Origin of the sequence: Lysobacter capsici (assembly GCF_018732085.1) — a bacterium.
GTDB classification, from domain to species: domain Bacteria; phylum Pseudomonadota; class Gammaproteobacteria; order Xanthomonadales; family Xanthomonadaceae; genus Lysobacter; species Lysobacter capsici_A.
The window spans coordinates 1,955,829-1,967,525 of record NZ_CP076103.1 but is presented as its reverse complement, the minus strand read 5'-3'; the positions used below and the strand labels follow the sequence as shown (position 1 = coordinate 1,967,525).

General features: G+C 63.1%; 10 protein-coding genes. All 10 read left to right on the top strand.

Annotated elements, in window-relative coordinates; genetic code table 11:
• The first annotated feature begins 4 nt into the window (after positions 1 to 4).
• The 10 genes from KME82_RS08115 to KME82_RS08070 all read left to right on the top strand — a co-directional run bounded on the left by KME82_RS08115 (position 5) and on the right by KME82_RS08070 (position 11,697).
• Complete coding sequence (locus KME82_RS08115) at positions 5 to 2,161, top strand: phage tail fiber protein (protein WP_215498059.1); 2,157 nt, start codon at positions 5 to 7, stop codon at positions 2,159 to 2,161.
• A 16-nt stretch (positions 2,162 to 2,177) separates the two neighbouring features.
• Positions 2,178 to 4,202 carry a hypothetical protein gene (locus KME82_RS08110; RefSeq protein WP_215498058.1) on the top strand — a complete coding sequence of 675 codons (2,025 nt, stop codon included), beginning with the start codon at positions 2,178 to 2,180 and terminating at the stop codon, positions 4,200 to 4,202.
• Complete coding sequence (locus KME82_RS08105) at positions 4,203 to 4,664, top strand: hypothetical protein (protein WP_215498057.1); 462 nt, start codon at positions 4,203 to 4,205, stop codon at positions 4,662 to 4,664.
• On the top strand, positions 4,665 to 4,934 hold the full coding sequence (locus KME82_RS08100; protein ID WP_051547564.1) for a hypothetical protein: 270 nt from the start codon (positions 4,665 to 4,667) through the stop codon (positions 4,932 to 4,934).
• Positions 4,931 to 5,179, top strand: coding sequence for a hypothetical protein (locus KME82_RS08095; protein WP_215498056.1), 249 nt, complete (start codon positions 4,931 to 4,933; stop codon positions 5,177 to 5,179). Before KME82_RS08100 ends, KME82_RS08095 begins: the two co-directional genes overlap by 4 nt.
• Positions 5,179 to 6,921: a phage terminase large subunit gene (gene terL, locus KME82_RS08090; protein ID WP_215498055.1), complete on the top strand. Its 1,743-nt coding sequence runs from the start codon at positions 5,179 to 5,181 to the stop codon at positions 6,919 to 6,921. The genes KME82_RS08095 and terL overlap by 1 nt, the downstream gene beginning before the upstream one ends.
• Before the next feature lie 7 nt (positions 6,922 to 6,928).
• A complete protein-coding gene (locus KME82_RS08085) occupies positions 6,929 to 7,135 on the top strand; it encodes a hypothetical protein (protein ID WP_215498054.1) in 207 nt (68 codons plus the stop codon).
• A complete protein-coding gene (locus tag KME82_RS08080) occupies positions 7,132 to 7,569 on the top strand; it encodes an N-acetylmuramoyl-L-alanine amidase (protein WP_215498053.1) in 438 nt (145 codons plus the stop codon). The genes KME82_RS08085 and KME82_RS08080 overlap by 4 nt, the downstream gene beginning before the upstream one ends.
• Positions 7,570 to 7,908: 339 nt before the next feature.
• Positions 7,909 to 8,349, top strand: a complete 441-nt coding sequence (locus KME82_RS08075) for a hypothetical protein (RefSeq protein ID WP_215498052.1) — start codon at positions 7,909 to 7,911, stop codon at positions 8,347 to 8,349.
• A 2,712-nt stretch (positions 8,350 to 11,061) separates the two neighbouring features.
• Positions 11,062 to 11,697 carry a hypothetical protein gene (locus KME82_RS08070; protein ID WP_215498051.1) on the top strand — a complete coding sequence of 212 codons (636 nt, stop codon included), beginning with the start codon at positions 11,062 to 11,064 and terminating at the stop codon, positions 11,695 to 11,697.

Here is an 11,697-nt window from a genome sequence, read left to right as displayed (position 1 = left end):
CCCAATGATTGAATTGGCCCGCGGCCTGTCCTTCGTGCGCTACAAGTACGAAGGCGGGCCGCTGCGTTTCACCGTTACATTCCCGTACCTCAAGCAAGAACACGTCCGCGTGCTCGTAGGCGATCCCGCCTCGCCGCGTTTCGTTCTCGGCAAGTGGATCAACGCCACCACCGTAGAAATTCCCGATCAGACGCCGCACCTCACCGCGCCTTACGCCGTGGCGCTGCGTCGGGTCACCCCTATTGCGGACCTCGCGATCGAGTACCAGGGCGGCGCGATGCTGCCCGAGAGCCACCTCAACACGTCACTCAAGCAATTGCTCTTCGCGCAGCAGGAGAACCGCGAGTTCCCCGGCGGTGGCGCCGGCAGTCCCGGCGGTGGCGACAACTCGCTGATCGACATCCAGACCCTTATCGATCTCGTCACGCAGTCGCCGGCCTTCCTGATTCTCCAAGAGAAGATTCCCGACGTTGATGCGAACGCCGAACTCATCATCGAAGAGCTGCTGCGGTCGAATGCGTTCTTTGACCTGCACCGCGACCACGGCGACAAGATCAACACGGCGTACACCCGTATCTCCCTGACCGAAGACGCCACGCAGGTTCTCGCCGAGCAGTACACCGAACTGTTCACCCGGATCGTCACCAGCGAATCGAGCATCTCCGCTCAGTTCCTTCAAGTGAACCAGGCGGTCGTCACCGAGCGCAACGCCCGTGTGTCGTCTATGACCGACCTGCACGCGCAGATCACGACCGAGCGGGACACCTACGTTGCACAGGCGGTGTCCAACGTGACCGCCCTGGTTGACGCTGTGGAATCCCGAGTGGACTCCGTTGAAGGCACTGTAGCTACGCACGGGACTTCCATCGCGGCGACCAACGAGGCGCTCACCACTGTCGCCAATGCCGGCGGCGCAAACACCACGTGGCGCCAGCTGTTCTCGGCGCAGTTCGGCGGCAACGGCGCAAGCGGAACGTCTGTAGCCGCAGCCGTGAAACAGCAGATCGACACGAAGGTGACGCCGACCGAGGCGCAGTCAATCGCCGACACCAGCGTCACCGCGTTTGCAAACGGTACGTTCGCCGCGCTACAGCAGTCCTACAACGCCTACGTCAACTCCAACGATGCCAAGTGGTCCGGCACCTGGTCGTTGCGCATCAACGGCGGCGACCCGGCCAACCCGATCATCGCCGGCATCGCGCTCAGCGCCAACCCCAACGGCTCCGACTTTGTGGTCCAGGCGGACCGCTTCGCCGTCGTCTCGCCGACCAACTACGGCGTCCGCCGCGTCCCGTTTGTCGTCGGCAACGTCGGCGGCGTGAGCACCGTCGGCATCACGGGCGCACTGCTGGTGGACGGATCGGTCACGGCCGGAAAGATCACTGCGAACTCACTGTCCGCGATCACGGCCAACGCCGGCACCATCAACGGCGGTACGTTCAAGACGCACAGCCTCGACGCCGCAGGCAACGTCTATGACCCGAACGAGTTTCGGGTCGAGATGTCCAACGTCGGTAGCTGGCCTCTTTGGGTGGGCTCGGGCGTCAAGAACGAGAACAACGCTGTCTTTTGGGTTGATCGCTCTGGCAATGCAGGATTCGCCGGAAAGGTCCGGGCTCCCAACATCGTAGGCGCATTTCAGCGCGCCACCGCGGTTAGCTGGACTGGCGCGATCTACGTCCCATTGCAAGGCCCGGGCGCTGGCCAGAACAACCCACTGGCGGTGACGAATACTGCGGACTTTACGCACATCCACCAATTCAGCCTTGCGCCGCCTGAGCTTCCCGGCGAATCGCATGTCCCTGTTCTTTCCATGACCGTCACCCACGCACCGATGCCGGGCATAGAGATCATCGTGGAAGAACTGCGGACCTCTGTGTGGATTGAGATCGGTCGGTCCGGTGGCGGCAGTGTGATTAGTGGGTATGGCAGGCACGTAGCGGAGTCGTACTCGTGGGTTCGCTCGGTGTCGGACCTGGTGACACGCAACACTCAGGTTAACGCCGTCGGCCAAGCCACCGCGAGCAGCCGGACGTTCCGCGTCCGCGCCCGTGCAATGACTCTTCACGAACTCGATCTCAACGGCTACGTCGTATCAGGCGGCGAGCCGGCCACGCCCTACGTCACCGCCATCACCGGGTACGCATTCGGCATTCGATAGACAACTCAAGGAATCAATGGCAATCACGAACTCCGACCTGGCGCTGCGAATCGCGGCGATGGTCGATCGTTGGAACACCCGAGAGAACCAGCTGCGCCTGATGCTTACCCAGCCGACCGGGACGGTCATCGTCACCGACGGGCTGGAGCAGAACCACGTACTCCCGTCGTTCCCCCAACTGCAACTTGATGTGACCCGTTTGGTCTCCGAAGCCGGTGGCGGCGTCGCCGAGGCATACGCCCACGCCAACACCGCTCTCCAGCATCGGAACGCGGCAGGTCAAGCCGCAGACGCCGCAAGTGCATCCGCGATTGCCGCCGAGCGGACTGCCCTACACGCTGCTGAGGACGCTGCCGCGGTGATCGTTACTGTCACTGCGGCGCGAGATGCGGCTGCGGGTAGCGCTACCGCAGCATCCGGAAGTGCAACCTCAGCGGCTGGCAGTGCCCAAGAGGCCGCCGCCAGCGCCGCCACGGCGAACACGCACCGTGCCGCTGCGGCCCTCAGCGCAAACGCTGCCGCGGACAGCCAGTCCGCAGCTAGTGCATCCGCGACCGTGGCCGATACGCAAGCAGGCATCGCCACCGCGGCGAAGACTGCCGCAGAGAGCGCGCGGGACAAAGCGAGATTGTGGGCGAACGCGCCCAGCGGCACCCCGGTTGAGCCAGGCGAGTACAGCGCGAAGCACTGGGCGTCGCAGGCCGCCGCAGCCGTAACCGGCACGTTGGTCTACATGGGTGGTTGGGATGCGTCCTCGGGCGCTTACCCGTCCCCCGCTCAGAAGGGCTACTTCTACAAGGTAACGACCGGCGGAACTCACGGCGGCTACGAGTTCAACGTGGGCGATCAGATCGTCAACAACGGCGCGAGCTGGGATGTCATCGACAACACCGAAAGGGTCGCCTCGGTGAACGGTAAGTCCGGCGCTGTGGTGCTGGTGGCCGCAGACATCGGCGGGCTGGGAGCACTCGCCACCCGCAACACCGTGAGCTGGCTTACGGATGTCACGAATCGCCCGGACACCATGGCGCCGTCGCAACACAATCACCCGATCAGCGAAGTAACCGGACTTACGACCGCGTTGGATGCGAAGGCGCCAATCGCGAATCCGTCTTTGACGGGCCTCGTGACCGCTGCCGGTGGGCGTGTTCTGTTGACCGCCCCGGCCGGACAGAACTCCCTGGTCCAGCTGGCCGATCAGACTGGCTTGAACAAAGGCGCGGTGTTTTGGAGCCGATCGGACGACTCGATCCGCATGCGGCGCTATAACGCTGCCGGCGACGACGCGGCCGAGGAGTTCTCAGTCCTGACCGGCGGCTTCCGCTTCAACGCCAACGTGACCAATCGCCAAGCGGCTGCGAGCTACAACGCGCTCTCTTGCCAGAACGTCAATGGCGTTGAAGTCCAGCTGGTCGCTAACGCGAACTCCGAAGGCCGGGTGATGGTCACGACCAATCACGACCTCGTGTTCTATACCAATAGCTCCGAGCGCATGCGGATCGCCAGTGATGGTCATATCCGAATCATCAAGAACAACGCCGCGATCAGCAACAACTCGTTCGGCAACGGGCACCTTGAATTGCGAACGGACGACCTCTCGTTCCCTTCCATCGGCTTCCACAGGTCCGGCGCGGATGCGTCCGTGATCTACTGGAACGGCTCGCGTTACCGAACTCGCAACAACTCCAACGTTGACCGACTCATCGCCGAAGAGGGCACAGATGCCTCGTTCCGCGACCTGATTGCGAATCGGGACGGACTCACCGGCGTCGTATTTCTTGGCCCACCGTCCGGGGGCCGCTATCTCTTCTTCAACGGCACCAGCTACGAGCTGGCAGGTGCGGGCCTGCGGATCGCTGGCGGCCCTAATCTGACCGCAGAAGGTGGCGTCTTCCGCATCGAAGGCCAGGCGCGCGCGTTCAACCGATACCAAACCCTCGCCGCAAACGGCGCCGCCTGGGTCGACCAGCCGCGCACCTTCGTGTCGTCGGGCGATCCCGGCGGTCAAGCGCAAGACGGCGACGTTTGGATTCAGTTCTGAATGGCGACGCTGCGAGTCAAATCCGGTGGCGTTATGCGCACCCCGACTGCCGTTTGGGTGCGCTCAGGCGGTGCTTGGCATAAGCGCGCCATGTACGTCCGCATTGGTGGCACGTGGCACCAGGCGTGGACGCCTGTCGTTCCGATCACGATCACTGTATCCGGCAATAGCTACGGCTCGGCGTTTGCAAATGAGCCAGCTCCGGGATCGATGAACGTAGGCGCCGGCAACTACACCGTGTCCGGCGCTGGCGGCACCGGCGCCCTCAGCTACTCCTGGGCGCGAATCGGCGGAGAGGTAATCAATATCTCTAGCACGACCGCACAAACCGTTTCGTGGTCAGCTTCGGTCCCGAAGAACACCTCGAAATCTGCAACCTACCGCTGCACCGTCTCCGACACCGCGGGACAGAGTGCATTCCACGATGTCACCGTCTATCTCGACTACTTCACGGACCTCTGAATGAACGAAGACTTCAAGCTGCTGGCTGCGCTCGGCGCGGCCGGCGGTCTCATCGGCATTGCCAAAATGCTGTCCTCGAACGAAAAGCTCAAGCCCCGCCAGATCGTCGGCCGGGCCATCCTCAGCGGCGCTCTCGGCGTCGCCGCGGGCGCCATCGTGCTGCTGTTCCCCGGCATCGGCTTCGTGCCGCAGATCGCCGTCGCCTGCATCCTCGCCAGCCTCGGCGTGTCCGCGTTGGAACTGCTGTTCAACCGGTTCCTCAATAAGTGAGCAAGGCCGCGTCGAAAGACGAACTCGTAAACGTCCACATCAAGATGTCGCAGAAGGCCGAGGAAATCCTCGACCTCATCGACGTTGAGACGAAGGGCGGCGCGGCGTGGTTCAACGCGATCCGGCAGTTCCTCAGCGACAACGATGTGACCGCCGATGCCGTGCCGGGTTCGCCGCTCGGCAAGGTCGCCGAAAAGGTGGCCCAGTACCCCTTCGATCCCGCTGAGGACGCCCGAGCGCACTGATGTCTGCGGAACTCGAAGGCGCGATCGCTTACGCACTAGATGCGGACGTGTCGCTCCAGGGCGTTCCAGTTGGGCCGGTGACGAGCATCCACGCTCGTCACCCCTTCGACGTGTTCAAGAACTTCGCGTGGCACATCTGGAAAGAGCTGGGTCTGCCCACACCGACCCCGCTCCAGTACGACATCTGCGACTACCTACAGCACGGCCCACGGCGCCGCATCATCATGGCGTACCGCGGCATCGGCAAAAGCTGGCTCACCGCCGCCTTTGTCTGCTGGCGACTGTGGAAAGACCCGCAGCGCAAGATCATGGTGGTCTCTGCGAGCAAAGAGCGCGCCGACGCGTTCTCCGTATTCGTCAAGCGGTTGATCGAGACCATCCCGGAACTGGCGCACCTCAAGCCGCGGCCGGGCCAGCGCGATTCGAACCTCGCGTTCGACGTTGGCCCCGCGACGCCCGATCAGTCCCCGTCGGTGAAGTCGGTCGGCATCACCGGCCAGCTCACCGGCTCTCGTGCCGACGACATCATCGCGGACGACATCGAAGTCCCCAAGAACTCCATGACTGTCGTGCAGCGCGAAAAGCTGTCCGAACTCATCAAGGAGTTCGACGCCGTGCTCAAGCCCGGCGGCGTGGTCACCTACCTGGGCACCCCGCAGACCGAGGAATCGCTCTACTACAAGCTGCCGGACCGCGGCTACGCGATCCGCGTGTGGCCCGCTCGTTACCCGAAGGACGCGAAGCAACGGCAGGCCTACGGCGAGAACCTGGCGCCGATCGTGGCCGCAGTTTACGACGCCGATCCGAGCGTCGCCTGGACCAACGTCGAACGCGTCCGGTTCTCCGACGAAGATCTTCTTGAGCGCGAGGCGTCCTACGGGCGCTCCGGCTTCATGCTCCAGTTCATGCTCGATGCGTCGATGGCCGACAGCGAGCGTTACCCGCTCAAGCTGTCCGACCTCATCATCATGGACGTGGACCGCGAGGTCGCCCCAGTGCGCACCGTGTGGGCGCGAGTGCTCGGCAACGTCATCAACGAGCTGCAATCCGTGGGTTTTACCGGCGACCGCTGGTATTCCCCGATGTACGTCTCGCCCGAGCTGGAGCCTTACACCGGCTCCCTGATGACCATCGACCCGTCCGGTCGCGGCGACGACGAAACCGGCTACTCGGTGACCAAGATGCTGCGCGGCATGATCTACCTGCGGCGCAACGGCGGCCTCAAGGGCGGCTACGACGACACCGTGCTGGAATCGATCGCGCACATCGCGCGGGCCGAGAAGGTGCAGCTGATCCTGATCGAGTCGAACTTCGGCGACGGCATGTTCGCCAAGCTGCTCGCACCGGTGCTCCAGCGCATCTACCCCTGCACCGTCGAAGAGGTCCGCCACAACACGCAGAAGGAACGGCGGATCGTGGACACGCTGGAGCCGGTGATGAACCAGCACCGCCTGGTCGTGGATCGCTCGGTCGTCGAGAACGACGCCAAGACCGAGAAGCTCTACCACCAGCTGTTCTACCAGCTGACCCGCATGACGCGGGAGCGCGGCGCCGTCAAGCACGACGACCGCATCGAAACGCTCGCGATGGCGGTGACCTATTGGTCCGACCAGCTGTCGCGCGACGTGACGCAAGAAGAGCAGCGCCGCGAGGAAGAGCTGCAAGAGAAGGACTACCTGGAGTTCATTCAGTCCTTCACGCAGGGCATCGCGAACGACCCCAACTACTACGACAACTTCTGAGGTCTCAATGAACAACACGCTGGCCGCGGTGATCTTCGTGATCGCCGCGCTGTACCTGGTTTACAAGCTCATTCACCGCAAGCCGGGCACCGGCACCGGCCCCACCAATGGCGAAGGCGTCGAGAACCCCGGCATCGCCCGGTGCGCCTGCGGCCTCTGGACTGAAACCGAATGCGCCGAGCGGCGCGCTTGCTTTGCAGAGAAGGCCGAATGAGCATCAAGCGCTCCACGGCCCCGATCAAGTTCCTCACGATCCACTGCGCGGCGACGCCGGAAGGCCGCGCCAATACCGCCGCCGAAGTCACCCAGTGGGACATCGACCGTTTCGGTCAACCGTCCTATCACTGGGTCGTCGATCTGTTCGGCCGCGCCGTCCGCACGCTGGATGACGACCAGATCGGCTCCCACGTCGGCGGCAAGAACACCGGCAACATCGGCGTCTGCTACGTCGGCGGCCTGACGAAGGACTTGAAGGCACCGAAGGACACCCGCACGCCGACCCAAAAGATCGCCCTGCGCGACCTGGTGCTCGCCTACAAGCGCAAGTATCCCGGCCTGGTCATCCGCGGTCACCGAGAGTGGCCTGGCGTCCGCAAGGATTGCCCGTCTTTCGACGTGTCCGCATGGCTCAAGGCGGAAGGGCTGTGAGGCGCAAGCAGACGGCCTTCCAGGGCCTGCTGTTCGCAGTGGAGACCACCGCAGCGCTCTTGGCTGCGCTCGCACTGTGGCGCGTCCTGTGACGTTCCTGCGCGCCTTGCAGCGGCGAGCCGCCCGCGGTTCCTATGCGACCTACCTGCTGTGGGCGTGGCTCTACTGCGCGCCTGTCATGTGCAGCTATGCCGTATACCTGGGGGTGGGCCAAGCGCTCGACTTCCTCGGTAACGCCTGGCGGATGCTGTGGCCGACCCTGTGCATGCCGCCCGCCGCATGGCGGGTCAAGCGAGACGTCTTGGTCCCGTGACCACAATCGCGTTCGACGGCCGGTACATGGCCGTGGACTCGCAGCTGACCCAAGGCGACACCAAGTACACGACCCGCAAAGCCTTCGAATTCGAGACGCCTGAGGGTGTTCGGACCGTGGTGATGGGCTGCGGCACCTGGGCGGACGTGCAGGACGCAGTGAAGGCTCTCGAAGGGGGCCTTCTGCTCCCCAAGGGCGACTATTCGCTGCTCGTGTGGGCCGACGGAGACGGCGTGAGCGAGTTCTGCGGGCCTTCCAAGGCGTCCCGCGTGTACCTGGAGCACTACGCCAACGGAAGCGGCGCACAGGCGGCCCTAGGAGCGCTCAAGATGGGTGCTTCCGCGGCTCGTGCGGTCGAGGTTGCGTCGGAAATCGACGTTTCGACTGGCGGGCCGGTGGTCGTGTTCGACACGAAGGTCCGTCGCTTCACAAAACCTCGTACCCGGAGACGCTCAGGGCTATCCTGAGCGTCTTCCAGGGGACATTGAGGGAACAATGCGCAACCCGACCGACCTTGAGATTCTGGCGGCCATTCACACCGCAGTGCAGGCTACCGCTGATGCTGATCCGCAGAGCACTAACTCGTTGATTGAGTGCGACATGAGTGCGGTTGCATCGACTTTAGATACTACTGCTGCGCGAATAAGAGGACGCCTAGCCCACCACCTCAACTCCGTTTATGAGGAACGGTACGGCGGAAGCGGGAGGCTGTTCATCCCCGGAATAGCGGGAATGAACACACGCGACAAGGTGCATTTCCACCGCCTGTCGGCCTTATACGCAGAGCTAAAATCGACGGAATCCCACCAGGATCGCAGTTTTTTAGTCTCTCTACTCGCTGTGGTTGTAGCTGTGGCGGCCTTACTCGTGCCCCTGTTCGCCAAAGATAAAGTTGAGGTGCATGTCGTCTCGCAGCCCGCCGCACCTGCTCCAACCGCAGGGGGAATCGCTTCTTCGCCCTCGCCTGCTCCAAGCCAGCCGTCCCCGGGTTCATCACCCACGCGTGCGGCGCCGTCGAGTTCAAAGCCATAGCCTCAAACAGCGCGGACATACGTCCTCATCTGACCACCCTGAGGGTGTTGACAGGGCTGGTATCATAGATAGAAACCTTAGGTGTACTTTAAAGTCCATCTTAGGTATCTACCTAAGGTCTTATATTTAGGTTCTACCGTATGTGGATCACTTAGGTAACACCTGAGGTACTCCACCGGTTCTCCTGAGGTTCTCTTGTGCTACCCCGCTCCGTCATCCTCTTCGCCACCGCCCTGCTAATCCTGACCTCTTGCACTCAAGAGGCGCCGAAGGCGACCGCGGCGACTCCAGGCGGGACCACGATCCTTGACCTGGCTGACGACTCGCCGGCCAAGCCGCCGAATATCCTTGAGCAAGTTGCTGAGGCCGAGAAGCGCAACGAGGGCGGTTCCGCTGCTCGATATAACGCTGAGCGGAAGAAGCGCGAGCAGGCCAAAGCTGAGGCGCACTGAGAGCCGCTACGCGCGCCGCCGAGGCTCGTCCGCTACACGCACAGCTCCGCGGCGAGTACGCCCGCTGTGGGTGCTCCTGCTGCGACCCTGAGGTGTCTTCGAGTGTCCTGAGGGGCCTCGAATATTTCACCGCAAATTTCCGTGGGGGTGTTTGACCAAGAAAGGTCAGCGCGTGTCCCCCGCCCACCCCTCGCGCCCCACGCACAGCCGCCTAAAGCGCCTCGCGCGCGCCTGCGTTTCCTTTCCGCGTCACCCACGGCGTCACCTGATGTGCTAAGTCGTTGACGCAGCAGGCCCTATCGCTGGATTGCTTATCCAGTTGTGCCATGTGCGCGCACACCATGCGCACCGCAAGCGCACCGATGCTTGACCGCATGCGTTCGTGTGCATGCGCGTCTGTCTGTCCCTATCTGTAGTTTTGGCCTGGACGCACACACCTACGGTCCACCTGCCGCGCACTGCCCGCTCACCTGCCGGCCTGGCCCTGCCGTCCACCTAAAGCGCACTGCATGCCATTTGCACTATTTCCCGAATTTGGGACTTGACGCGAATCAGGGATTATGCCAATCTATGCCCACGGTCGAACACCGACCCACCCGAGCCTCTCAGCGAGGCGCTAGGGGAAGCGATACGAACCAATCGACTCCGGCCCGTGCATCGCGCTACCGGAGCGGCACCCAAAGGGCCAGCGACTACGCCACTAGGCAAGCGCTGGGGAACCAAAGGGAGCCTAGCGGGATGAACTCCCGGCGATACGTGGGCGCTCCCGGGTTGCTGTAGCTGCATCGTCCCACATCTGCAACACGTAGCAAACGCAACACTAAGCGATTGACCGCCTGCTAACGAGACGGCGGAACCTGAGAAACAGGGTGGACGGTCCCATGACCGCCACAAGGCACTGTGAAGGTGCCAAGCGCGTCGGAAAGGACCGTGACGAACGGCCCGACCGATGAAACAACCGCAAGGCTAGACGCCCCGCGCCACTCACGGACACCGCATCGTGAGAACTGGCAATCACACGGGGTGAGTCTAGCCAGTGAAGCGGCTCTGAGGGTTGTCCGACCTCTCCCCAACTCTCGGGGCCGCTTCACTGGCTTGATTCCACTAACGCTGTACTCACCACGACAAGCGAGGCCCACATGGATGCTCAACCTCATCGCAGCTCAACCAGAAGAAGAACGACGGCGAAGCTTTGCCCAGTGCATCCCGAATTCGGGATCAATGCGGCATTGGCACAAGTCCTAGACGTGGTGGGAGCGCGTCTTATGGCGGCTATCGCCGTCGGGGCTTTCGTCTCGGTCGCTTACTGCGTGGGGCACGGCCTGTGATCCCCATCCGAATCACACGACAACGCGTCGGCGGCGTCACCTTCGTCCGCATCTGGATCGTCGGGCGCTCGTTCGTTCTCTCGGGGTGTCGCACGAAGCGCCACCACGTGCTCGCAGCCTGAGCGCTTACACACACACACAAACACACCACGACACGGCCGCCGGAGTGCGGCCTTTTTCATGCCCAAGGATTGCCCATGAAACACACCCACAGAGAACGACAGCCGGCCGCTGAGACGGGTCGAGGTGAGCACGCGGAGCTGTCTGCCGACTCCCTCATTCAGCGGTCGGCTTCGAGCTGGCGCGATGTCGCGCTGGTCGCTTTCGGTCTCGCTGTCCTCTTCGCCTACTGCTACGGAGCCACGCCATGAGCAACGACCGCGCCAACGCCGAAGCGCACGACTACACACCCGAAGAGGCACGCGCCGCAGTCGTCGCGATCCTCGCCGAGTCCCCTACGGTCACGATGCGGGTCACGTTCGTTCCGTTCGAGCATTCACGCAACCGCGCCGAGCAGCACCCGTCGCTCAACTATCAGGTCGCGATCCTCAGTGATGGTCGGCCCGTTCTCGACACGGATTACATGATGGGGTCAGGGTACTGTCCAGCGAACAAGCTCACGGCGAAACAGCTCGATCCGCACGTGGGCAAGGAAAACAGCTACACCGCCCGGCTGCGCCGCGAAGCGATAGCCCACGAGTGCGCAACGGGCCGCGAAGTACGGCTGATTAGGACCATGAACTCCAACCCTACCGGCGTGAGTCGCGGCGCTGGTCGGGCGATCCTGCCGGAACTCGCGGACGTAATTTTCTCCCTCGCGATGGACGCGTCCGCGCTCGACTTCGACACTTTCGTCGACTGGGCCGACGACTACGGCTATAGCTCCGACAGCATCAAAGCGCGCGAGACCTACGAAGCGTGCCGGGAGCACGGGGCGAAGCTCCGGCGCGCAGTGGGAGCCGATCGATTCGAACGGCTTCGCGCTGCCGCAAGCCAAATGTGA